This window comes from Pseudanabaena sp. 'Roaring Creek', from assembly GCF_001402795.1.
GTDB lineage: Bacteria > Cyanobacteriota > Cyanobacteriia > Pseudanabaenales > Pseudanabaenaceae > Pseudanabaena.
Genome location: NZ_LIRE01000757.1, coordinates 1 through 24,227, shown reverse-complemented (window position 1 = coordinate 24,227; position 24,227 = coordinate 1). Strand labels below are relative to the sequence as shown.

The 24,227-nt window shown below is 42.5% G+C and carries 24 protein-coding genes and 1 tRNA gene; 7 read left to right on the top strand and 18 right to left on the bottom strand.

All coding sequences use genetic code 11. From position 1 onward, the window contains the following. Positions 1-165 precede the first annotated feature (165 nt). The 3 genes from AC805_RS23285 to AC805_RS23275 all read right to left on the bottom strand — a co-directional run bounded on the left by AC805_RS23285 (position 166) and on the right by AC805_RS23275 (position 3,041). On the bottom strand, positions 166-1,206 hold the full coding sequence (locus AC805_RS23285; protein WP_055077618.1) for a hypothetical protein: 1,041 nt from the start codon (positions 1,204-1,206) through the stop codon (positions 166-168). Further along, on the bottom strand, positions 1,203-2,132 hold the full coding sequence (locus AC805_RS23280) for an NAD(P)-dependent oxidoreductase (RefSeq protein ID WP_055077617.1): 930 nt from the start codon (positions 2,130-2,132) through the stop codon (positions 1,203-1,205). The genes AC805_RS23285 and AC805_RS23280 overlap by 4 nt, the downstream gene beginning before the upstream one ends. A 321-nt stretch (positions 2,133-2,453) precedes the next feature. After that, positions 2,454-3,041 (bottom strand): Uma2 family endonuclease, encoded by a 588-nt coding sequence (locus tag AC805_RS23275; RefSeq protein ID WP_055077616.1) that lies wholly within the window; start codon positions 3,039-3,041, stop codon positions 2,454-2,456. A 133-nt stretch (positions 3,042-3,174) separates the two neighbouring features. On the opposite strand from AC805_RS23275, the gene nagA reads away from it, so the two are divergent. Next, the gene (gene nagA, locus AC805_RS23270) at positions 3,175-4,221 is read left to right on the top strand and encodes an N-acetylglucosamine-6-phosphate deacetylase (protein WP_055077615.1); all 1,047 of its coding nucleotides are present in this window, start codon (positions 3,175-3,177) and stop codon (positions 4,219-4,221) included. Between the two features lie 5 nt (positions 4,222-4,226). Here nagA and accD read toward each other — a convergent pair whose 3' ends face one another. From accD to AC805_RS23230, 8 genes are all read right to left on the bottom strand, one after another. Further along, the gene (gene accD / locus AC805_RS23265) at positions 4,227-5,201 is read right to left on the bottom strand and encodes an acetyl-CoA carboxylase, carboxyltransferase subunit beta (RefSeq protein ID WP_055077614.1); all 975 of its coding nucleotides are present in this window, start codon (positions 5,199-5,201) and stop codon (positions 4,227-4,229) included. 143 nt (positions 5,202-5,344) lie between these two features. Then, positions 5,345-7,210 (bottom strand): molecular chaperone DnaK, encoded by a 1,866-nt coding sequence (gene dnaK, locus AC805_RS23260; RefSeq protein WP_055077613.1) that lies wholly within the window; start codon positions 7,208-7,210, stop codon positions 5,345-5,347. Positions 7,211-7,326: 116 nt separating this feature from the next. After that, positions 7,327-8,085, bottom strand: coding sequence for a nucleotide exchange factor GrpE (gene grpE, locus AC805_RS23255; RefSeq protein ID WP_055077612.1), 759 nt, complete (start codon positions 8,083-8,085; stop codon positions 7,327-7,329). A gap of 231 nt (positions 8,086-8,316) precedes the next feature. Then, positions 8,317-9,630 (bottom strand): hypothetical protein, encoded by a 1,314-nt coding sequence (locus tag AC805_RS23250; RefSeq protein ID WP_055077611.1) that lies wholly within the window; start codon positions 9,628-9,630, stop codon positions 8,317-8,319. Positions 9,631-9,886: 256 nt separating this feature from the next. After that, a complete protein-coding gene (locus AC805_RS23245) occupies positions 9,887-11,920 on the bottom strand; it encodes a pentapeptide repeat-containing protein (RefSeq protein WP_055077610.1) in 2,034 nt (677 codons plus the stop codon). After that, on the bottom strand, positions 11,917-12,945 hold the full coding sequence (locus AC805_RS23240; RefSeq protein WP_156341547.1) for a hypothetical protein: 1,029 nt from the start codon (positions 12,943-12,945) through the stop codon (positions 11,917-11,919). Before AC805_RS23240 ends, AC805_RS23245 begins: the two co-directional genes overlap by 4 nt. Positions 12,946-13,048: 103 nt before the next feature. Continuing rightward, entirely contained in the window at positions 13,049-13,390 is a 342-nt protein-coding gene (locus AC805_RS23235) for an MgPME-cyclase complex family protein (RefSeq protein WP_055077608.1), read from the bottom strand. Positions 13,391-13,447: 57 nt separating this feature from the next. Further along, positions 13,448-14,263 carry a TIGR01548 family HAD-type hydrolase gene (locus tag AC805_RS23230; RefSeq protein WP_055077607.1) on the bottom strand — a complete coding sequence of 272 codons (816 nt, stop codon included), beginning with the start codon at positions 14,261-14,263 and terminating at the stop codon, positions 13,448-13,450. 60 nt (positions 14,264-14,323) lie between these two features. Here AC805_RS23230 and AC805_RS23225 point away from each other — a divergent pair, with 60 nt between their 5' ends. Further along, a complete protein-coding gene (locus tag AC805_RS23225; RefSeq protein WP_009627931.1) occupies positions 14,324-14,623 on the top strand; it encodes a 30S ribosomal protein PSRP-3 in 300 nt (99 codons plus the stop codon). Positions 14,624-14,711: 88 nt separating this feature from the next. Here AC805_RS23225 and psbC read toward each other — a convergent pair whose 3' ends face one another. Together psbC and psbD are read right to left on the bottom strand one after the other, a co-directional pair. Next, positions 14,712-16,103: a photosystem II reaction center protein CP43 gene (gene psbC, locus AC805_RS23220; RefSeq protein ID WP_055077606.1), complete on the bottom strand. Its 1,392-nt coding sequence runs from the start codon at positions 16,101-16,103 to the stop codon at positions 14,712-14,714. A 233-nt stretch (positions 16,104-16,336) separates the two neighbouring features. After that, complete coding sequence (gene psbD, locus AC805_RS23215; RefSeq protein ID WP_055077605.1) at positions 16,337-17,404, bottom strand: photosystem II D2 protein (photosystem q(a) protein); 1,068 nt, start codon at positions 17,402-17,404, stop codon at positions 16,337-16,339. Between the two features lie 648 nt (positions 17,405-18,052). Here psbD and AC805_RS23210 point away from each other — a divergent pair. From AC805_RS23210 to AC805_RS23195, 4 genes are read left to right on the top strand one after another with little or no spacing between them, the layout of a single operon-like run. Then, a complete protein-coding gene (locus AC805_RS23210; RefSeq protein ID WP_055077604.1) occupies positions 18,053-18,676 on the top strand; it encodes a type IV pilin-like G/H family protein in 624 nt (207 codons plus the stop codon). 37 nt (positions 18,677-18,713) lie between these two features. After that, entirely contained in the window at positions 18,714-19,676 is a 963-nt protein-coding gene (locus AC805_RS23205; RefSeq protein ID WP_055077603.1) for a pentapeptide repeat-containing protein, read from the top strand. 24 nt (positions 19,677-19,700) lie between these two features. After that, the gene (locus tag AC805_RS23200) at positions 19,701-20,507 is read left to right on the top strand and encodes a sterol desaturase family protein (protein ID WP_231664276.1); all 807 of its coding nucleotides are present in this window, start codon (positions 19,701-19,703) and stop codon (positions 20,505-20,507) included. Next, positions 20,476-21,024, top strand: a complete 549-nt coding sequence (locus AC805_RS23195; RefSeq protein ID WP_055077601.1) for a rhodanese-like domain-containing protein — start codon at positions 20,476-20,478, stop codon at positions 21,022-21,024. Before AC805_RS23200 ends, AC805_RS23195 begins: the two co-directional genes overlap by 32 nt. Positions 21,025-21,068: 44 nt before the next feature. Here AC805_RS23195 and AC805_RS23190 read toward each other — a convergent pair. The 5 genes from AC805_RS23190 to psbE all read right to left on the bottom strand — a co-directional run bounded on the left by AC805_RS23190 (position 21,069) and on the right by psbE (position 22,376). Next, a tRNA-Pro gene (locus AC805_RS23190) sits at positions 21,069-21,142 on the bottom strand. Between the two features lie 332 nt (positions 21,143-21,474). Further along, positions 21,475-21,594, bottom strand: a complete 120-nt coding sequence (locus tag AC805_RS25065) for a photosystem II reaction center protein J (RefSeq protein WP_009625496.1) — start codon at positions 21,592-21,594, stop codon at positions 21,475-21,477. Positions 21,595-21,705: 111 nt separating this feature from the next. Next, complete coding sequence (locus tag AC805_RS25060) at positions 21,706-21,822, bottom strand: photosystem II reaction center protein L (protein ID WP_071590099.1); 117 nt, start codon at positions 21,820-21,822, stop codon at positions 21,706-21,708. A 56-nt stretch (positions 21,823-21,878) separates the two neighbouring features. After that, positions 21,879-22,010 carry a cytochrome b559 subunit beta gene (gene psbF, locus AC805_RS25055; RefSeq protein WP_173400647.1) on the bottom strand — a complete coding sequence of 44 codons (132 nt, stop codon included), beginning with the start codon at positions 22,008-22,010 and terminating at the stop codon, positions 21,879-21,881. A gap of 123 nt (positions 22,011-22,133) precedes the next feature. Then, positions 22,134-22,376: a cytochrome b559 subunit alpha gene (gene psbE / locus AC805_RS23185; RefSeq protein ID WP_009625495.1), complete on the bottom strand. Its 243-nt coding sequence runs from the start codon at positions 22,374-22,376 to the stop codon at positions 22,134-22,136. A 478-nt stretch (positions 22,377-22,854) separates the two neighbouring features. On the opposite strand from psbE, the gene eis reads away from it, so the two are divergent. Next, a complete protein-coding gene (eis, locus tag AC805_RS23180) occupies positions 22,855-24,081 on the top strand; it encodes an enhanced intracellular survival protein Eis (protein WP_055077600.1) in 1,227 nt (408 codons plus the stop codon). Positions 24,082-24,227: the final 146 nt, after the last annotated feature.

Below are 24,227 nucleotides of genomic sequence, written 5' to 3'. Positions count from 1 at the left end.
ATATAGCTACAGTCACTTGACTTAGGACAAATCAAACCCCAAGAATTGACTGGCGGCGCTTCGCGCCGCCAGTCAATTCTTGGGGTTTATATCCTAGTATATTTGGCGATAGCTATAAGTAGGAATATTAATGCTTAATAATGGTTGGTTCACAAATTGGTTCCTTTAAATTAACTCAGAAAGCATCGCTCGATCAAAGTTAATCAAGGGCTGATGTTCCTTGATCTTGATCACGAGATCTGGATTTGCAATAAGTGCACGTCCCCATGTCACCATATCAAGACGACCCGAAGAAAGTTCTTCCTCAGCCTGCTCAGGAGACAGTGATGCCCCTCCGATAATAATTCCCTGCCAAAGTGGTCGTACAATATCGATCACTCTTGCCGATGTTTTATAATAGTCAGCATTGGCACATGATATATCCAGCATATTTAAACCCGATTTTGCAAAGGTCAGAATGAGATACTCAAGCATCGATTCCATATTGATCCAGTTATAAAGACCATTCATTTCACGTGAAGGGCTTATTCTAACCATTGTTTTTTCGGCTCCAACTTCAGCAAGAACTTCCCTTAATAATTCAACACCAAAGCGGCAGCGATTCTCAATACTTCCTCCATAAATATCTGTGCGGTCATTTACCCGACTATCAAAAAATTGATCGGCTAAATATCCGTGACCCATATGGATTTGAACCCCATCAAAACCAGCCGCTATTGCTCTTCGAGCTGCTTCGCGATACATTTTATAAATTTTTGGCATTTCCTCGACAGTTAAAGCTCTTGGTATCCCAAATGTTTTATTGTTTTGGCGATTTATTCCTGCTGCTGCCCTTGAGGTCGAAGAAACTGGAGGTTGCCCACCAGTAAAATCAGTATGAGAAATTCGTCCACAATGCCAAAGTTGACAAAAAATCTTTCCCCCAGCCGCTTGCACAGCTTGCACTACAGGTGTCCAACTCGCCGCCTGTTCGTCATTTGCAATATATGGAACATTATTATAACCATCACCTGATTGATCAATAATCACGCCTTCGGTTAAAATAAGTCCAACTCCTCCCGCAGCGCGCTTACGATAATATTCTGCAATCTGCGGGGTAGCCAAATGGTTTAGAGCCCCATTTCTGGTCATTGCTGACATCACGACACGACTTTGGACACTTCCTAATCCCACGAAATTGGCTGGCGAAATAAGTTTTTTGTTCATCTGTACCTTTCAAATAAAGTTTTAAAATAGGGGCGAGCCAAATATTCAGATAGGGCAATTCTCCATGGACGTTGTCGATCTAAGCTTTCTTCGATCATTCGTTTATTTTCAAGAATCGCTCTATCTGGTCGACGTGCCTTCTCGTTTCGCGCAACCCTATGCGCAGATACTTTTTCAATCCGAATAAGGTTCGTTAAGCCTAGGTCTTCTACACATGCAACGGCGACATCATAAAACGAAGCCTCACCTTGAGAGGACATAGAATATAATCCAGATTTATTCTCATTCAAAAGCAAAATAGAATTTCGCGCAAGATCTAAAGTCCAAGTTGGCTGCCAGATTCGATCACCAACTTGGTAAGTACTTACTCCCTCTGATAATAATTGTGCTATTTTTCGCGTCAACAAACCGACGAAATTTTTATCATTTTCTTCACCACCAAAAAAACCTGCCATACGCACAATCAATGCTTGTGGCAAATTTTGTAAAATTAATTTCTCTGCTTCAAGCTTACATTGACCGTAAACAGAAAGTGGCTGTGGATTTGTTTTTTCTGTAATTGGCAACTCTTGACCGTCAAAAATTAAAAAAGATTGTGGGTAAAAAATTTGAGCACCTGTTTGAACAGCTAATTCTATAATATTCGCAGTTCCATCAACCTGTATGGCACGACAACGTTCGGGCTCAATTTCGCAGCGCTCGGCATTCACATCGGCAGCGCAGTGGATAATCACATCTGGCTGTATTCGCTCAAGCCGTAAGACATTTGCACGATCAGTAACGTCTAATTCCGCATGAGAAAATGCAAAAACTTCCTTCACTGGTTCAGTGCTAAGGGCTTCGCTAAAGGCACGTCCAAGCATTCCGGTCGCGCCAGTAATCAAAATATTTTTACCAGTTAATGACTGTTTCTTGAATAGGTTCATTCAACTTCCTTGCTCTTTCAAATTTATCAGCTCAGTCCCGATCATTCAGTTCTAAGTTTGCTTGCTTAAGATCATCTCATAGGAAAAAGCAATATTTTGTTTGTTATTTAGAATGAATTTGACTTTATATTCTAAATACATGATATCAACAAAGCTGCTGCTAGTATAACGATTGGTTACGTTGCTTTAAACTCATCGACCACCACTTACTCCATCTCAACTTGAAGGTGAGTTTGGGCAGGCTAAGCGCCGCTTTGGATTAGACTGCGTCGTGACGAAATTGGCTCATACTTTAGTCTCTTTTTCAGCAAGCCCTATTTATCACTTCGCCAATTCATTCCAATTGAATGTTACATCGGGAAAAGCAAGAATTGATAGAATATCATTCTCATCGTAACGCCTAATTAACTTATATCCATTTGCCGATGGTTGCGAATATCCTTCGATCGCTTTTTTATTCACATCAAACAACCACATTTCAGGAATCCCTGCCGCCGAGTATAGAGGAGCTTTTACTTCGCGATCGTAATCAATGGAACTATCAGCAACCTCGATAATTAACAAAATATCCTCTGGCGTTGGTAATCCCTCTTCATAAAAATCATCACGAAATTTCAAGATGGCAATATCTGGCTGTGGCTCAGAGTTATCATTTAGACGAATTGAGTTTTGCGGCCAGATGATAGCCTTGCCAAAAAGACGATTAGTAAATATTGCATTCAGTCGAGCAACACAGGTAGCGTGTTTTCTGCCAATTGGGGACATGGTTGTAATTTCTCCGTTAATTAGCTCAATGCGATCGCCCTCTTGGAAAACACCAACTTCGTGCATGAGATGATATTGATGGGTTGTCAATAGGAACTTATTCGCCAACTTATTCTGGTTTTGCGTCAGCAATTGAACTGTCATAAGCTTAGAATTAGGTAGGTTGGAGTGATATTTACGATCATCATAGCTCAGCCTATAGTAATTCTAAGAGAGTGCGTCCCGAAGGGGCGCACTCTCTTAGTTCGATGAAAATAATTAGCGATCGCGAGAAATCATGACAGGTTTACGTAAAATTATCTGTTCTACCCAAGGCGCAATTGACCTTCAAATTAATGGAGCATTAGGAATTCCTTTTAACGATCTAAATCGCGATCGCGCTGCTAAGTTATCAGACATTTGTCAATTTTTATATCAACAGGGACTAGATGGATTTTTGCCTACCCTTGTTACTACATCCATCGAACAAATACATCGATCGCTATTTTTCCTAGCCGAAGCGATCGCCCATCAAAAGCAAAATCCCGATCCTCACGAAGCCAAAATTTTAGGAGTTCATCTCGAAGGACCTTTTCTACATCCCGATAAGCGGGGTGCACATCCCCAACAGCATCTATTACCGCTTAATCTCGATACATTACGGCAGGTGTTAGGTGATTACGCTGACATTATTAAATTAGTTACCCTCGCGCCCGAACTCGATCCATCGGGGGAAACGATTCAATATTTACGCGATCGCCAAATCATCGTTAGTCTTGGTCACTCTACGGCAAATGCTGAACAAACAAGAATAGCGATCGACCAAGGGGCAACGATGGTCACCCATGCCTTTAATGCGATGCCCAGTTTGCATCATCGTGATGTGGGGCTATTGGGCGCAGCAATATTAAGCGATCGGGTTTGGTGCGGATTAATCGCCGATGGAGTTCATGTTTCGCCCGAAATGATCCAACTGCTCTATCGGATGAAAAAACAAATTTTTCTGGTCAGTGATGCCCTTGCGCCCCTTGGTTTGCCCGATGGCACTTATCCTTGGGACGATCGCCAAATTACGATTCAAAACGGTACAGCGAGATTACCCGATGGCACGCTTTCAGGTACGACGTTGCCCTTAATCAAGGCAGTCAATAATTTGATCGAGTGGGGAGTTTGTGAACCAGAAAATGCAATTAACTTAGCGATCGACGCTCCACGCCTTGCCATAAATCTTGAAATCGATCAAAATGCGCCTCAGAGGCTCACTTGGTGCAGTTACTCGTTCTCTTGTCCTGCTCCACCCAATTTTAAATCCGTCCGTACTTCTTGGGTTTGTGAAGTTAATTGATAGGGCTAAACCTCCGAGGCTAAGCTTGTCTCGGACACAATATCAAATCCAGACTTAACAGCACCATTAAGATGGCGATCGCTATCAATATCTGTTTGTGGTTGGTGCATTTTTAAAATCATGGCAAGACTTTGCTTGAGCTTAGTTCTAGGAACAACCGCATCCACAAACCCATGATCGAGCAAATATTCGGATGACTGAAAACCTTCAGGAATTTTTTGCTTAAGGGTTTGCTCGATGACCCGTCGTCCCGTAAAACCGATCAAAGCTTTTGGCTCAGCTAAAATCAAATCCCCAAGCATTGCAAAACTTGCAGTTACGCCGCCCGTTGTGGGATTAGTCAAAATGGGAATATACAGCAAATTTGCCTGACGATGACGTTCAAGAGCCGCCGAAGTCTTTGCCATTTGCATTAAGCTCAAAATCCCTTCTTGCATTCGCGCCCCACCAGAAGCGCAAAAGATCAAAGCAGGATAACGCTTTGCTGTCGCAGTTTCCAGCATACGAGTGATCTTTTCGCCAACAACCGAACCCATACTGCCGCCCATAAAGCGGAAATCCATCACCGCAAGGGCTGCGTCACAACCATCGATCTTGCCAGTGCCAGTGATCACCCCATCACTTAAGCCAGTTTTTTGGCGATATTCTTTAATGCGATCGATATAGGGCTTACGATCTTTAAATCCTAGCGGATCGCAGGAAGTTAAATCCGCATCCATCTCTTGCCATGTCCCCGCATCGATCAACTGAGCTATGCGCTCGTAGGCATTAACTTGATTGTGATGACCGCATTCGGGACAAACCATCAAATTGGTCTTTAAGTCCTTAACGTAGGTCAAAGCACCACAACTAGAACATTTGTGCCACAACCCGTCAGGAATTTCGCGTTCTTGAGAGTCTTGATTGAGATTAGGACTTTTGCGGCGATATGCTTCACTTGCGCGCGAACGCGTTTCGGCAAACCAATCAAACAGTGACATAGCGGCTCACGGTTTACAGAACAAGCTTACAGTCGTTAATAGCAATAACAACTGTAGCTAAAAATACGAGGATAACTCTGTCATCATACAGTGCTTTGCGCTCTCAGTAAAACAGAGGGGATGCCGAACATCTCCCTTCTGCTTTATTCTAAGGTGTCGCTATTGCTAGGCTTTTGCTTAACCCGCTCGACTTGAGAGTATTTTTCAACGGCTTGAGTTAATTCAAACAATGATTGCTGTAAAGGTTTAATGGCAATTTGAAGATCCTCGTAGGTAGCATCTTCAGATTCGTAGAGATTTTTGAGGGTTTCCACATTTTTGAGTGGAGTTTCACGCATACTTTGACTGATTACGGTAGGACCATTGTCTCTAAGAATTTCTTCGACAGTACGAATGAGGTTAGAAGATTGGTTGCGCATATTGGCAAGCTCGCGACGAGCCTCATCTTCTTCGGAATAGACTTCAGCCTCCATCCGCATTCTCTCAATTTCACTAGGGCTTAAGCCACCAGTGTTAGTGATACTGATACTCTGCTCGACCCCAGTATCAATATCGCGGGCAGATACCTTAAGGATGCCATTAGCATCGATATCAAAGGAAACTTCAATCTGAGGAATTCCCCTTGGCGCAGGACGAATACCTTCTAACTCAAATTTACCAAGGCTTTTATTGTCTTTTGCCATGGCTCGTTCGCCCTGAAGGACGTGGATTTCTACCGCTGATTGGTTGTCAACGGCTGTAGAGAAAATCTGAGACTTACTTGTAGGGATTGTGGTATTGCGTTCTAGGTTCTTGGTAAATACGCCACCTTGTGTTTCCAATCCGATTGACAGAGGAATTACATCTAATAACAGTAAATCCTTGACTTCGCCACCGAGAATGCCAGCTTGAACGGCGGCACCGATCGCTACGGCTTCATCGGGATTAACGGATTGGTCTGGCTTTTTACCATCGAAAAATTTCGATATGGCTTCCTGTACTGAAGGAATGCGGGTGGAACCACCAACCAAAATAATGCGGTTGATTTCCTTAGGCAATAGCCCTGCATCTTTCAAAGCTTGGGCAGTAGGTTCGAGGGTGGCTTTGACAAGAGGCGCGGTAATTTCATCAAACTTAGAGCGGGTGAAATCTAGCTCAATTGTCTTGGGACCGCTAGCATCAGCGGCAATAAATGGCAAGCTGATTAAGGTGGAAGGGGCGCTAGAAAGTTCGATCTTGGCTTTTTCGGCGGCTTCCTTGAGTCGCTGTAAGGCGGTCTTATCGGCAGCTAAATCAATCCCTTCTTTTTGTTTGAAATCAGCCAATAGCCAATCAACGATCGCTGCGTCAAAGTCATCACCCCCAAGGTGATTATTACCAGAAGTTGCTTTGACTTCAAAAATACCATCGCCCAGTTGCAGTACGGACACATCAAACGTACCGCCACCAAGGTCAAATACTAAAACAATTTGATCTTGATCTTGTTTATCTAAACCATAGGCAAGGGCGGCGGCGGTAGGCTCATTGACAATCCGCAATACTTCCATCCCCGAAATTGCCCCAGCATCTTTTGTTGCCTGACGCTGAGTATCGGTGAAGTATGCAGGAACCGTAATGACCGCCTGAGTCACTTCTTCGCCCAGATAGTTTTCGGCATCCTGCTTTAACTTTTGCAGGATCATTGCCGAAATTTCTTGAGGGGTATAGGTCTTTTCGCCAATTTGGACATCGACAGTTTCATCTTTACCTTTGACTGCCCTATAGGGAACCCGCCGACGCTCCTCTTCGGTCTCGCCCCAGCCGCGCCCAATGAAACGCTTAATACTATAGACCGTATTTACGGAGTTGGTAACAGATTGTCGCTTCGCTACCTGTCCTACAATGCGCTCGTTGCTATCTTTGACAAAGGCAACAATACTCGGTGTGGTGCGTCCACCTTCAGCACTGGAGATGACAACGGGTTTACCACCCTCTAAAACCGAAACACAACTGTTTGTCGTACCAAGGTCGATCCCAATTACTTTCGACATAATCGTCAGTTCCGTTACAAAGCTTTTTTAAAAGTCTAGCTTAATGAATTTCTGAATAATGTACCCTAAGAATGCCTTTCAAGATGCAATGGCGATCGCATCTTGAAATATTTAATCTAGTTAGCTTCACTAGATGCATTTTCGGCAGCGTTATCTGCGGATGCTGGATTGCCATCACCGCCAATTTTGCCCGAAGAAACTTTGACAAGAGCATGACGCAAAACGCGATCGTCGCTGACTAAATATCCAGGACGTAACTCTTCAGTAATTAATCCCTCTTCGTAGTCAGGGGATGGCTCCTGCATGATAGCTTCGTGGAAATTGGGATCGAAATCTTGTCCGATACATTCCATTCTTGCCACACCAGTTTCCTTGAGGCACTTAAGCAATTGCTTATATACCGACTGGTAACTTTTATGAATTGAGGCTTCACCGTCAGTTTTAGGCGAAATCTGCAACTGTGCCCTCTCAAAATCATCGACTACGGGCAAGATTTTCTTGAGGATTTTACCTGTAATCGTGCCTTCTTGCTCTTCTTTATCGCGCTCTGTGCGCTTACGAAAATTCTCGAAGTCAGCATATAGACGCAAGTACTGTTGCTTGCGATCATCTAGTTGCTCTCTTAGAGATGTTGATTCGGCAATTAAGTTATTAATTTTTTCTAGCGTGGCTGCTGCCGCCGCATTTGCTTTGCTTGCTTCAGACTTTGTTTCGCTAGCTGCCGCAGAAGCAGGACTAACTTCTGTTTGAGATACTTCGGGACTTGAGTCTTGATTTAACTCTTCGGTTGCCAGTTGTTGCAGCCGTGACTCAAGAACCTCATCATCTTCATCAATGAGGTCATCAGAATTTAGTTGGTTTTCTTCTTCGATCATTACGGTGATACTCTTTTAGCGCTTTTTAGACTAGCAGTAAATTGCTAAGAGTTAAAATTTAAGTGTCAATTCTGACGTTTTTTGTCAGTCATTTCGATTTTACTCTTTATGTGAGTTCACGTATAGACCTTAATAATTTTCTCAGCCTAGCGTGTTACTTAAGATATTGTTTTTATTTTAGATTCCTAAACTTGTCGGGATGCGATCACGGTTGGTGCGATCGCCATGCGATTAATGTATGTAGCCCCTCATGTAAAGACTCTTTTCCAAAGAAGCAAAAAATTCTTCGCGATCGCTTTCTTGGTAAGTTTTTTCAACCTGCTCCCAACCTTCATTACCTTCACCCAACATATACTTATCCGCCAAATAAGCGGATAGTGCGCTTTTCAAGGAATAAGGATCATGTGTAGTATCAACAATTTCCCAGATTCCTTCCATGTCCTTTCTAATTTCTGTTTGGAATAGCCTCGTTACGTCAACAAACTCTCCATTGTGAAAGTGGAAGATCTGCAAAGGTTTAACCGATCCAGCAAATCGTTTATCCCAGCTGACAAACTCAATATTTTCATCATTGTCGAGATCTTTCAAGTAAGGTCTGTCAACAAAAAACCATTCTGATTCATTAGAAATGAATTTCCCACTATTAGGATCGTAGTAATAAATTAAATATATTGAGCAACACTTATTTCCTCTCGTAAATGATTGAAATATGACTTCAGGTAAGCTTTCTTTCTCTAAAGCTAGTATTTTTAAAGTAAGTGAAATGCGAAATTGAAGACGGTCATTATCTATTGCCGTATCCGTAATTAGTCTGTCATCCTTAAAAATCTGTAAGTTAATATTACTAATGGGGCTGTTAAACAAATAAACAGATCTAAATGAAGTTACTGCTTTTATATTATCTAAACTTGAAGTTTGCTTAAATTGATAATTTGCCTTCTCTAATGAATGTAAAAATAATGAGGAAAAGAAACTATGATCTATCTTTCCCTGATAGCAATTGTATTTTTGATTGTATTTATAGATTAGAAGAGATTTGCCGTCGGACACAACAACCTCCAATTCACCGTCATTATCAATATCAGTAACATCATAATATTTGTGTAAAAAAAATGATAAATTGTTTTTATATTCACTAAGATATTTGCTATTGTAGGTATTTTTAAGGTTATTATTAGAATTGTCAGATAAAATTTTCTTTGTGAATACAAGTTCATTGTTACGATAAATTTTAAACTTTTGTTGATTTATTGTTTGAAAATTTGATGTTTTTGATTCTAAGAAATTACTTTCCAGATAAGAATATTCAGCTATAATATTTCCCGAACTTGCAATTTTCTGTACAAATGTTTTGCCTTCAAAAGATGGAGTGTTTTCAGTTTCTGTCGGAATTGAAGAACAACTGGTAGTTTTTGTCTCTGCTTGGACTGGAACGGTTTTTATTATTGAGATTTCAGGATTGGCAATGTCTTGAAGATGGTTTTGCCCCGTTAAGATAATTGATAGGACGAGAGAGACTAAAAACAGAATTATATAATTTCTCATAAACTAGACCTTTCAAGCATATGAATATTAAACTGTTTTCGTTTTTTTGTCTGTATATAGCTATAGTCATACCAAATCACAAAATGGCGTAGCCATTTTGTGATTTTAAAACCCTTACTGGATTTGTTTTTCAATTCCCAAAAGTGTAGCTACACTTTTGGGAATTGGTATTACTATTAATGATGGGCGGCGCGAAGCGCTGACCATTATTATTTAAATCTCTGTCGTCTTTTCTGCAAAAAATTGCTGGCAAATTTCAAAGGGAAGGCAAGCAATTAAGCGTTGATTTGGTGGAATTACCACTGTCGGCTACATTGCCAGAGGCTAAGGAGCAAAAATATTTGCGGACGATCGGATCGAGGTTAACTGCATTGGTGAAATCCGCAGATTCAATACTGCCAATGTTTTCGACGATCGCATTGCGAAAATTTGCACTGTTGAGATTTGCGCCCGCAAACTCGATCAAAACTAATTTTGCTGCCGTTAGATTGGCAGAGCTGAGATTGGCGTTGGAGAGATTGGTTAAATTTAGCTCAGCCGATCGCAAGTCAGCAGCAGATAGGTCAGCGCCTTCTAAAATTGCATCATTCAGGTTAGCCGCACTTAAATTGCTGTCGCTAAGATTTGCCTTAACGAGATTGGCTTTGCGGAGGTTTGTTAATACCAAATTAGCCCCTTTGAGGTTAGCCGAATTGAGATCGGCTTCGCCCAAGTTAGTTTTCATCAGTTCCGCTTTTTGCAAATTAGCCGAGCCTAACTTAGCCTGAAATAAATTGACCCGCAACAAATTTGCCTGAGACAAATTCGCTTCAGTGAAGTTGGAAAAAGACAGGTCGGCATCAATGGCACTGGCGTTACTTAAATCCCCGCCTCGTAGATCGACCTTAACGATCTTTACGCCGTTTAAATTTGCGTTTTTCAGAATAACTTGGCGAAGATCGACCCGTTCGAGGACTGAGCCACTGAGATTAATATTGCTAAAGTCTTGACCTTGTAAGCGATCGCTCTGTCCGCCGATCAACTGAATAGAGTGGAAATCTCGCTGACCTTCAGCATATTTCGCTTGTAATGTTGCAGCAGTAATAGGGGTTAATTTGGTGCTAGGTGAAGCGATCGGCGTTGGGGAACTGGGAGTCGTTGGGGAATTGCTGGGCGTTGGGGAATTGCTGGGCGTTGGGGAATTGCTGATTGTGGGGGAACTGGTGGGTTTAAGGGAACTTAAGGGGGCATTGCTAGGTGTAGTTATCGCAATTGGTGGGGATGGACTTTTTTTGATGAACCACAGTCCCAAACCTGTCATCGCTAGCAAAGCCAAACCTACCCATAAAAACCTGCGAGATTGGGGCTTTTTTATATGGCTTGTTGATTGGTAATCTTGCCGATCTTTACTGCGGTCTTTATCTTTACTGCTGCGTTCTTTGTCGCGATCCTCGCTGCGACATCGACGGATGAGGCGATCGCATAGCTCGCGAGTTTCATCATCGGGAATATTGGCGATCGATTGAAAAACTGGTGATAATTCAGGTTCCTGAAAGTCATTTTGCCTAAAAATTAAATTTTTGTTATCTTCATGGAAGGTTTCCCAAAGATTGGGCTGACTGGCTAGGGCGCGAAGAGATAGTGAAATTACCTCAAAGGAAAATTCATCAAGGCGATCGCCGAAGTCATGGAGCGATCGCGTTGGCGGCTGATAATTAGGATGACCCACCTCAAGGGGGGGAGTGCCTCGCAAGGCAGGAACGTACATGCCGTCATAGTCCACTAGTTTGAGTTCCCCCCGAGCATCCACCATAATATTGCCATGCTGCAAATCTCCATGGGCGATGCCCACTTGTTGCAGATCCTTTTGTAATTGTTTTAATTGACGCTCTAGGCGCAGGAGTACTTGGGAATCGTCAATATATTCACCGATGTAGCGATCTAGCTCCGAGCCATCGACCCAATCCATTTTCAGGATTGGATACCATTCGCCTTTCACCAGAATGCCTTGAGTGAGAAATTCAAAGGCAACTAAGTAAGGGATTGGGTGCTGGCTGAGATAGTCACCGATCAACCTGTAACGTTGCTGTACGTCCGATTGCGGAATCCTTGTAAAGCAACGCACTGCCCAAGCCCGATTACCTTTTGTAAGCTTATAAACTGTGGCGAAGTTTCCCGACCAGAGCAATACTCTTCCCCGCGAATTTTTCGTAGTGCTGGCCTGCTTGAGTTCGGGATCGGCAAAACAAAGATGGGGATTTTGCACCGCGATCGTAAAGTCAATATTTAACGGCCAAGTTTGAATTGTCATGACTCACAATTTTGAGGCATAGGAGCGGCTGAAGTTTCCTGAATTTGCACACATAGCAAGGTGGTATCGTCATTGGCGATGGCACGCCGATCGCGCAATTCATTTACCCATTCGGCAAAGGAGGCTTGCGAATCGATCTCCTCTAATTTTACCCAAGGATCTTGATTTGCTTCGATTTGCTTCAAAATCCAGCAAGCGATCGCATCGGTGGTCAGATAAAAGCGATCGCCAATTTTTGCCTCTCCCTGTATTTGGGATATAGGGATATTTGCCGCTTGTCCGTGAGTACCAATTAATTTGGGACAATTACTAAATTCTTGACTATTTTGCAGCGGGAAACTTTTATACAAAAGGCGATCGCGTACGATAAATAAACAGGAGTCACCCACGGCAAGGGATTTCCAACTCAAGTTAGTAAAAACTTCTAAGCTTAAAAAGGTCGCAAAGGCTCCCGCTCCTGCCTTGCGTTTAGCAAACCAAGATAAATTCTGACGGGCTAGCCATTGCTGCCAATTTGTTTGCAATGGCAATAGCCAATTAGCCGCACAGCCATAAATTTCCTGCCAAGGGCAACGACGATCTACAAAAGCTGTAACCAATTCTTTTGCCCATTCCCTCGCAAAGGAAGACTCAGTTGCCCCATCAGATAACGCGATCGATATTCTGGCGTTACATTTCGCAAAATGCCAAATGTCTTCACATTCAGTAGGGGTATTGCCTGCTTTTTGGACAGAAAAACTCTGAATTAAATCGCCATGGGCGTTATTTTCTAGATTGCTTTTTAGATTGTTTTCTAGATCTTTTTCTTTGCTCGGAGATGCTTTGAGGGATGAAGTGTATAAATTGCGATCGCCATATTTTTGAGCATTTACAGAAATATCTTTAAAGCCCAAACTTGCATACCCATGTTGAGGATGCGCTCCCAAGAGAGGATTAGTGCGAAAAGATCTAAACACAATATTATTTGCGATCGGCAACTCGATCAACAACTTGATTTCGGTAAGTTCAAGGTCACACCTTAGCACATTAACCCAAAGGAAAAGGCATTCATTAAGTACCTCAGATTAAAATCCAGATCTAAAACCTGCGGCGAACGCGCAGCGTTCGCCGCAGGTTTTAGGGAGCTACTTAGGCGATCGCTAAAGATGCTAACGGTTGTGGGATCGAAGCACTCGGCGCGGAAAATTCTCCAGTCACCACAAACTCAAGTCTCAATTTCAGCCAGCGCATTGTATTTGGATCGGTGGTAACGATCGCCGCCGCAGGCTGAGGAATTTGCTTTTTAATACCTGCCATCTCAGGGGCTTCTAAAAAAGCAGGCTGCTCGATCAACCAAAAGTTAATTTCCTTATTGCGGGCTTCAAAATTGCGCCGACGTTCCGATAGTGTTTCACCCAAAGGTTTCCCCTCGTCTTCACACAAATACTTACGGCTAGCAGCCACGAAATAATATTGTTGGGACTCTGACATAAATTTTTTTCTTAACAAGGTAATAGCTTGTAAAGCCAAATCTATGTTATCGCTAATTTAACTTGCAGAACTTTGCAATAGATTAAGCTGGGGCGTGAGTTCTAAAACGCTATTTAAAACTAGATCGGCTCCATTTTCCTTGAGTAAAGAGGCATAGCGATCGCGTAAATCGGGGCTGACATGGGGAGGAATTACCCCAACCGCAACATATCGATAACTGGGATCAAAGTCCCTCGCCTTCACTACCGTCAGCATATCTGCAACGGTGTCCCCCGCATAAACAATAGTATTGGCAACCCCTCCTTGCTTTTGTTCAATTTGCTTCGTGGCTAATAACAGCCCCGTTGGGTCGGGCTTACCCGCAGCATCTTCCATCGCGATCAATATGGGTAGGTCGATTGCCAAGCGTTGCAATACATAACTCGCTGAAGCCCGCGTTGCGCCACTAAAAAAGCCCCAGCTAATCCCTGCGATCGTTAACTCTTGAAAATATGCAGAAGTCGCAATCAGAGGTTCTGTGGCAATATAACCATCAGACCAATCAGAATTCAGACCCCGATAACGACTCTGAAAAAAGCTCACGATCTCTTCATAGGCGATCGGGATTTCCTTACCTAAGCGATGCAAATATCTCGCGATCATTTCCTGTGAAGCTTCCCAGTCATTATTCCAAAGCCCCTCAGCCTTTAAATCATCGATTTCTTCAGGGGTAGGACGATAGTCTGAATTTGTCAAAGTTTTAACAAAATGCTCGACTGTATCCGCTAAAGCTCGACGATACGAGCCAGAGACATCGCGTATTACGCCATCAATATCAAACACAAAAATACTTTTATTTGATAGTTTTAAATCAACTTTAGATGTTTCAATCATGTTATAGTGCAAGATCGCTACTTTAATATGTAATTTAAATTTTCTTGGAGGTAGGTAGCATTGTCACAGTTTATTCTAAAAATCTTATGGTTAGAGAATAATGTAGCCCTTGCCGTCGATCAAGTCGTTGGCAAAGGTTTCAGCCCTCTCACCAAGTATTTCTTCTGGCCCCGTGATGATGCTTGGGATCAACTTAAATCAGAAATGGAAAGTAAGCCTTGGATCGCCGATCAAGATCGGATCGAGATTTTAAATAAGGCAACTGAAGTAATTAATTACTGGCAGCAAGAAGGCAAAAATCGCCCCATGACAGAGGCTCAAGGTAAATTCCCTGATGTCATATTTACTGGTAGTAACTAGTAATTATCCCAAAATCAAAAAAACAAAGGCGATGAATATCATCGCCTTTGTTTTTTATGTCAATAGATATTTCACATATCCATTAATTTTATTTGTCAAGTTCGGGCATCGAAAGAACTGCTTCAGTCTCACGGTCAATCCCCTTTTCAAAGCCAGCAACAGCAGCGCGAGCGCGACCAGCGTGCCATAGGTGACCAACTAAGAACATAAAGGATAAAACGAAGTGGGAAGTCGACAACCAAGAACGAGGAGAAACGAAGTTTACTGCATTAATTTCAGTGATAACACCACCTACTGAGTTCAAAGAACCCAAAGGAGCGTGAGTCATGTACTCAGCAGCACGACGCACTTGCCAAGGCTGAACGTCATTCTTAAGTTTGTCAATATCGAGACCATTAGGACCACGCAATGGCTCCAACCAAGGACCACGGAAATCCCAGAAACGCATGGTTTCACCACCAAAGATGATTTCGCCCGAAGGAGAGCGCATCAGGTACTTACCTAGACCCGTAGGACCTTGAGAAGTTGCAATATTTGCACCCAACTTTTGGTCGCGGACGAGATAGGTGAAGGCTTGAGACTGAGAAGCTTCAGCGCCAGTAGGACCGAAGAACTCACTAGGATAAACAGTATTGTTAAACCACACGAAGCAAGTAGCAATAAATGCCATCAAGCTCAATGCACCAAGGCTGTAAGAAAGATATGCTTCACCAGACCAAACCAGCGCACGTCTTGCCCATCCGAAAGGCTTAGTGAGAATATGCCAGATACCGCCACTGATGCAAATCAAGCCGATCCAAATATGTCCGCCAACTACGTCTTCAAGGTTGTTAACGCCAACGATATTTCCTTCTCCACCAAAGGGCGAATTAAGCAAATAGCCGAAGATAACCACAGGGTTGATCGTTGGGTTGGTAATGACACGAACATCGCCACCACCAGGAGCCCATGTGTCGTATAGTCCACCAAAAAACATCGCTTTGAATACGAGCAATAAAGCACCGCAGCCCAATAGGATCAGGTGATACCCGATAATATTGGTCATTTGGTTTTTGTCTTTCCAGTCGTAACCAAAGAAGGAAGAATAGTTTTCTAAAACTTCAGGGCCGCGTAGCGCATGGTAGATACCACCGAAACCAAGCACAGCGGAAGAGATAAGGTGTAAAACACCAACTACAAAGTAGGGGAAAACATCAACTACTTCGCCGCCAGCGCCAACGCCCCAGCCTTGAGTCGCAAGGTGAGGTAGAAGGATAAAGCCTTGCTCGTACATTGGCTTTTCAGGAACAAAGTGGGCGACCTCAAACAAGGTCATTGCGCCAGCCCAGAATACAATCAAACCAGCGTGAGCTACGTGAGCGCCCAGCAGTTTGCCAGAAAGGTTAATGAGTCGTGCGTTGCCAGACCACCAAGCAAAACCTGATGTATCTTGTGTACGCCCGCCCACTCCTAGCGAGTTTAAGTTAATGGTCGTCGTCACGAGAGATTATCTCCAGAAAACTTTTTATAGGGTTAAAGTGAAAAAAAGCGAATGGTGCAAATAATTTTTTAGCTATCAGAAATCAGCTTTGTAGCTGCTAACGTCTAGAGGTTTGATGAGAATCATCATAATCTAAAAACTAGCCCAACTGCGTTGATATCCGATAGCTAAGTTGTTTCTAAAAGATTTTGTACAGATTCAGGAAATGTACAAAATCTTTTGAGTTAAGAAGTTTACAATGCGTTACCGCGAGGCAATACTTCTTCAGGGAAGATGAATCTTTCAGCAGGTTGGTCTTGAGGAGCCATCCATGCGCGAATACCTTCGTTCAAGAGTAGGTTCTTGGTGTAGAAGGTTTCAAATTCAGGATCTTCTGCGGCGCGGACTTCTTGAGATACAAAGTCATAAGCACGCAGGTTCAATGCTAGACCGACGATACCGACGCTGCTGAACCATAGTCCAGTTACGGGTACGAATAGCATAAAGAAGTGCAACCAACGCTTGTTGGAGAAAGCAATACCGAAAATTTGGCTCCAGAAGCGATTAGCGGTAACCATGGAGTAGGTTTCTTCAGCTTGGGTGGGGTTGAAAGCCTTGAAGGTGTTAGAGCTTGAACCGTCACCATCTTCAAACAAGGTGTTTTCAACGGTTGCACCGTGGATTGCACAGAGCAATGCACCACCGAGGATACCTGCAACGCCCATCATGTGGAAGGGGTTTAGAGTCCAGTTGTGAAAACCTTGAAGGAATAGGATGAAGCGGAAAATACCAGCTACGCCAAAGGTAGGACCGAAGAACCAACCAGATTGACCCAAGGGGTACATCAAGAATACGGATACGAATACGGCGATAGGACCTGAGAAAGCGATCGCATTATAAGGACGGATACCGACTAGACGTGCAATTTCAAATTGACGAAGCATGAAGCCAATCAATGCAAATGCGCCGTGAAGTGCTAGGAATGTCCACAAACCGCCAATTTGACACCAGCGGGTGAAATCGCCCTGTGCTTCAGGTCCCCAGAGCAAGAGCAGGGAGTGACCAACGCTCAATGCTGGAGAAGATACCGCTACGGTCAAAATGTTGCATCCTTCGAGGAAGCTAGAAGCTAGACCGTGGGTATACCAAGAAGATACAAAGGTGATACCTGTAAACCAGCCACCAATAGATAAAAATGCGGTGGGGAACAGCAATAAGCCACTCCAACCAATAAATACAAATCTGTCGCGCTTTAGCCAGTCGTCGATGATGTCAAACCATCCTCTTTCGACTTCTTGCGACCTGCCCATTGCAATGGTCATAATCTTAAATCCTGCTTTAACTACGAGTATTTATATGGATTTCAAATCAGCTTAACACATCTTTACGTTTGCCTTATTGCAAAATACTTAAAACATTCAAAGCTTTACTGAGTAAACTTTTGAGTCGTATTTATAAGGTATATACATTCGACAACAAACCTTAAAAAAGTGTTAAGGAGTCTATTGCCTACCTCTAAAGGAGTAGGAATTAGTAAATTAGTATATTTAATTAACAATATAGCAGCACTAAATCCAGTCATTCTCAAAATGCTTTAAGGAGACAAGATTGATCTTTAGCTTTATATTAATAGCCTAAGTATTTGTACTTATAGCCACAGTTACTTGAATTAGGACAAATCAAAACCCAATAATTAATTGGCGGCGCTTCGCACCGCCAATTAATTATTGGGTTTTATGTCCTAGTACACTTGGCGACAGTTATATGAACTTAATAAATAAGTGGACTTGATTAAATATAAAACTCTAAAACCTGCGGCGCACGAGCCTCGTGCGCCGCAGGTTTTAGATTAGACATTAGCAAAAGATTTGTAATGATTCTCCTCAAAATAGGCGATCGCGATCGCATCTTTATCTTGAAAAGCAGTGCAATATTATTGAAACAGCAATTTGCAGCCACAGGTAATAGCCATGACTAGACAAGTTGAACTTAACCAGCCAGAACTTGATCGTGATTTGATCGCGGATCTGCCACAAGATACAGTCATCCCCCCTAAGCCAAAAAAAGCTAGGCGATGGCTCTTGCGTTCGATCATTTATGGCTCGATGGGTTTTGGGCTAATTGCTTTGGTATTACCCTCTTTTACTGGTTGTGGAAATAAGGCTAAGAGTTCTGAGGGCAGAACTTATGTAGGTAGTATGAATAGAGCGCAACAGGCATTTTGGACTGAAAAACAATCCTTTGGGCGATCGATTCCTGTTTTAGAACTGGGAATACAAGAAGAAACTGTTAACTTTAAATTTGAGATACAAAGTTTTGATCTTGTCACTTATCAATATGGAGTTCCTAAAAATGACAAGGTAAAAAGTTTTGTCGGAGCAGTATTTGTGGTACCTGAAAAATCTCAAACATATCAAGGCTCCAATCAAAAGGTAAATCAATCATCAGCATCACAACCAAGGGCAGAAAAAGAGCTAACTACGGTCACTATTCTTTGTGAATCTCCCCAAACTGGTGTACAGCAAAAGCTACCCAATCCATTTCTCCAAAATGGCACTCCAACCTGTGCTGAGGGAACTGTAGCGCTAAATTAGCTGTCTCGCTAAACTAACTTAACCAAGAGGTTGACCGATGGATAATATTGATGACTTCGTAATTGATGACTTCGTAATTGATGACTATGTAAATTATCGCTATCGTAATTTTCAGAATCAATCGTTTCAGCATGAATTTCGTCAAGGCGAAAAAAAGAGAGCTTACTTTACAGGCTCAAGATTGAAAAGTTGTGATTTTCGGGGAGCAAATCTAGCGGGTGCTGATTTCTCAGAAACAGCGATCAGTCGAGATAAGCAGAATTTCCAAAAGCAGATCATGCAAATGTCACTGCATATCATTTTGGGCATTCCCCTTGGATTAGTTGCGTGGGCTTTTGGGCAACTTATTGTAGTTGGGTGTGGCACTGAAGTCGCAGATCCCTATGGGTGGATCACAAATCCTTTTGTTTGGATATTTACCTTTGCGACGGCTGCCGCAATATCTCGAAGAAAGATCTTCTATATATACATGGGGCTAATTGGCTTAATGGTGATCGCGACCATTAACTCTACTGCTTTGCCGCTAGTCGCCCCAGTCGTGATGTTTGCCGCGTTTGTGATTTCTCTTTTTGGGCTATATCTGGGCTATCAAAAAGGGGCGATCGCAGTGGGGATGGTATGGATGGCGGTGGGAGTTTCGTCTGCAATTTCGGCTGGCTATAGCTGGCTCGAACATCACGAAATTCACTATGCAATCTTATTTGCCGTACTTGCACTTCTGCCTGCTGTTATGGCAACCAAGGCTTTTAATCTCCATTTTACAAAAGTCAAAATGGCGGCAATGACTTCTTTTCGTGGCGCAAATTTAGAAAATGCGCGATTTGTAAATGCAAATTTAGAAAATTGTGATTTTTTAGATGCAAACCTGCAAGGTGTGGATTGGTATGGTGCAACTTTTAAAAATTGCAAGTTTCCTAAAGATTTTTCAGATGGAAATGAGGCGATCGCTAAATATCCTGAAGTCAATCCAGAGATTGAACAAATGACTGTAAATACTTAACCATGCGCTGAATTAGTGATTGGAATGATGGAAATACCTGATGTTATCAAAGGAATACTAATCCTTGGCTTTGTATTCGTACCGATTGAAAAAGCATTAGCAGCTCATCACCAAAAACTATTACGTGAAGGTTGGTTTACCGATCTTTGTTATTATTTTTCAGGTTATTTTATTGGTCATGGCACAACAAAATTATTAATTGTATTTGTATTGATGAGCCAAGGATCAATACCGATATTATCTCGATTTGTCGGTCAACAGCCCCTTGTTTTGCAAGTAACTGCCGCAATATTCATTGGCGATTTGTGTTTTTATTGTGTTCATCGGCTATTGCACACTGTGCCTTGGTTATGGCGATTTCACGCCATCCATCATAGCTCGACGAATATTGATTGGTTAGCAACGGTACGTGTGCATCCCTTTGAGCAGATTTTAACAAAATCTTGCCAAATGATTCCTCTTTATTGGTTAGGATTTTCGACTGAAGCTTTGGCAATTTATGCAGTTTTTTCCAGCGCGATCGCCTTTTTTATTCATACGAATATTGGCATTAAATTTCCAATTTTAAAATGGATTATTGCTACCCCAGAGTTTCATCATTGGCATCACGATCGCTACCCCCAATTAAAGACTCAAAATTTGGCAGTACAGTTACCAATCATCGATTATATATTTGGCACTTGGTATATGCCCGATCAAAATTTGCCAAAGCAATATGGAACTGAACTGAATATTAAAACTAATTATTTCAAGCATTTAATTTATCCATTTACTCCATTTCTACCTAAAGAGGAAACTCATGGCTCCAGCAGATCGCATATCGATCCATAAATCGATCGACAACTTTAAGGGATTTATATCTCAGCCTAGATACTTAGTTCCTCTAGCTTTAATTGGCGCAGTGTGCTTAGCAGGCGCGGGAACCTTGAGCATCCTTGCCTATCAGCAGCACATGAGCTTGCCCGTTTACCTGCTAAGTTTTAGTACGCCTCAAATTTCTGTAGCAGAGTTAGCCAGTGGAAATCTAAAATCTGTAATATTGATCGATGTGCGATCGCCTGAAGAATACCAAGAGGATCGGATTGGCAATAGCGAGTTAGTGCCATTGGCGGATATTGAGTCAGGTTCTGGGATTCTACAACTGAAGGCGATCTTACAGGTTTATGAAAAAACTCACCAAGAAAAGCCAACGGTGATTTTGTACTGTACTTCAGGAATGCGATCGATTAAGGCGAACAAACAACTTCGTGATCGTGGCTATCAAGCATTAACGCTGACGGGTGGTATTACGGCATGGCGCAAGCAATTTGGGCGATCGCAGGATTTGTCAGTTTTAGCTACAAAATAAAAAAGCGCCAGCTTTGGCGCTTTTGAAATTTTTTTCTTTTTAAGTCGGGATGATAGGATTCGAACCTACGGCATCCTGCTCCCAAAGCAGGCGCGCTACCAAGCTGCGCTACATCCCGTTCCGAATAACCATGATACTACATGGTGGGCTAAATTTACAAAATAATTTTTTGAGATTGCAATTTTATAGCTACAGTCACTTGACTTAGGACAAATTAAACCCTAAGAATTGACTGGCGGCGCTTCGCGCCGCCAGTCAATTCTTAGGGTTTATGTCCTAGTACAGGCGACAGCTATATCAATTATTGCTGCCGTCAACTGTACTAAAACCCCAAAGAGGAGTGGCGGCGCTTTGCGCCGCCACTCCTCTTTGGGGTTTGGTTAAGGGACTGTAGCTATAAAAAAGAACAAAGAGGGGGCGCTTTACGCCCCCTCTTTGTTTAATTGATATCTAGCTAGCAGAGCCAAGACCAACGTAAGAACCATAGAAGAATAGACCGACAACAACTAGTACGCCAGTACCAGCAACAGTTGCCACTAACCAAAGTGGAATACGTCCATTTTGAAGCATGAATTAAACCTCCAGATAAAAATAGTTTTTATGAAATGAATTGCAAATTGAATGGAGAAATTAGAGATTATTCAAGAACTTGAGATTCCTTTAAGCGGGCTCTACAGGAAATTAGTTGAAGAAATAGCTGGAAAAAAGTAAAACAGTTACGAAAATTAGCAATAGTCCCAAGAAGAGAGAAGTACGATTCAACTCTACAGGTTGGCTGTTAGGATTTTTAGGAGCCATAGTTAAGTAGTCTTATTTTTGGGGTTTGTTTCTGGATGATATCGGAAAAAGAAATATTAGCGGCTAATGAACTGCATTGCTGCGATCGCACCGATAAAAAATACGGTAGGAACGCCCAAACCGTGGACTGCTAGCCAACGGAAGGTGAATACAGGATATTGAACGGGTTGGTTGTTGTTGCTTGCCATAGTTATTAATTAGTAAATACGTTGATGGGGCGGGTTAATTTGACGAATTTGACAGAATTACCGTTAATTTAGAGCTTTAGTTAATAGCGGGAAAACTAACGAATAAAGACTAATCAATAAGGGTTATTTGCCCAACTGGATATCTTTAGCGGGATTATAGCGATCGGTGACAAGAGGAGCGGTCTGACGATCTTGACCGTAGTACTCATTGGGGCGTGGGGTTCCAAATACGTCATAAGCTAAGCCTGTGCTTACAAATAGCCAACCTGCCAAAAACAGCGCAGGGATTGTAAGGCTATGGATTAGCCAATAACGAACGCTAGTAATAATGTCGGAAAATGGGCGTTCTCCAGTAGTACCTGCCATAACAGTCCTCTAAATGTGTGATGTTTAAAATCTTTATCTTAAATAATAATTTACTATTGTACCTACTTGCCATCCATCCCACTCTGCTAGTTAGGAAAATTGATTTTAAGGAAAGCCTACCTGTAATGGACTTTCCTCAAAATCAATTTTTATTTTTGGTAAGTAGCTAGGCGCAATTAAATATAAAAACCCAAAACCTGTAGCGCAAGATGCGCGTACGCTACAGGTTTTGATTCTGGGTTTTAATTATGCCCAGCTATTTAGTACTAAATCGGTAAAGATGGACGGGGCGGGGCTCCACCATCCTTACCTTTTATACCAATTCCCAAAATGGCAACGCCATTTTGGGAATCTCAAAACCTTACTGGGTTTGTTGTTTGATTCACTGAAGTAAGCCAACACTTCAGTGAATTGGTATTAATGGAGAGTAGTTTTTCAAAATTCTCGCGCTCTTAATTTTTAATTTCATAGAATTTTAATGAAAATCCGTAAAATCAATAATAACGAGCGATTGGAAATTCTCAAGGGGGATTTATATGCCTACTCTCGTTGGACGAATCAAGATCTCCCCCGATCGCACTTGACGGCTATTAATCCAGAAGAGGTGTTGGTCGCAGAAATCGATGGCAAGATTGCCGCTGCTTTGCAATGTTTCAGTTTTCAACAGTCGATCAGGGGTAGTCTCAAAGCGATGGGGGGGATCGGTGGCGTATGGACCTATCCTGAATATCGCAATCAAGGCTGTGTCAAAGCTTTGATGAAAAGTGCTTTTTTAGATATGCGGATGCAAGGAATTTGCGTGAGTATGCTGGCTCCGTTTAAGGAGAGTTTCTACGCTTCCCTAGGCTATGCGATCGCCAATCCCACCCACGAAATCAAGATTCCTATTGCTTCTTTAGCCCATTATTTAAAATCATCTAATTCTGCCCACTTGACCTGTGAGCGCCTTCCTGCGACTGAAGTTAAGGATATTTTATCTAACTTCCTCTACGAAAACCTGCGATCGCCAGCGCTTTTGCCCCATAGCCACGGGGTTGTGATTACGAATTTTACCTACGATCAATGGTGGCACTTACATCGGCAAAAACTTTGTGTATTGATAAGACGGGATAGTCAGCCTGTCGCCATGGCAATTTATGCCATTGATAGCGGTGAAAACTTGCCGATCGTCGATCGCCAGATCGAGATTTCATCAATATTTTGGACGGATTTAGCATCCCGCGATCGGCTGTTCCATTTCTTTGCTAGCCATCGCGATCAAATTCATCAAGTGAAAATACCCTTGCCGCTAAATACCAATATTCATAGTTGGCTTTGCGACGCTGGCAGACTCGAAGCTGCGATAACTTCCCCTTGGATGGTCAGAGTGGTCGATATCGTGGGTGCTTTACATGGTTTGCCGATCGCCTGCGAGCCATTTACCTTTGCCATTAGCGATCCCCATTGCCATTGGAATGATGGCGTATTTGGGGTACATTGCGATCGCGGTAGCCTATCTGTAAAACGCTATGGTAACGGTGAAGTTTGGGATTTAGCGATCGATTTTTGCGCCACAATTGCGGGTATCTCAGCTTTGATTTATGGTACGCAGTCGATCGCCGAATCGATCCACAAACAATGGATTACGGAAATCTCCGCCAAAACCAGAGAACGACTAGAAAAATGCTTTACACCATGTCTGATTTATAATCCTTTTAAGTTCTAATTAAGTTCTAAATAATTCTCAAGTAAGTAGCTAGGCATAAGTAAACTTAAAACCGAGAAGAGCATACCGCCCGCGCAGCGGGCGGTATGCTCTCTGGTTTTGTTTTTTAATTATGCCGAACTACTTAGAAACCTATAGCTTTCGCT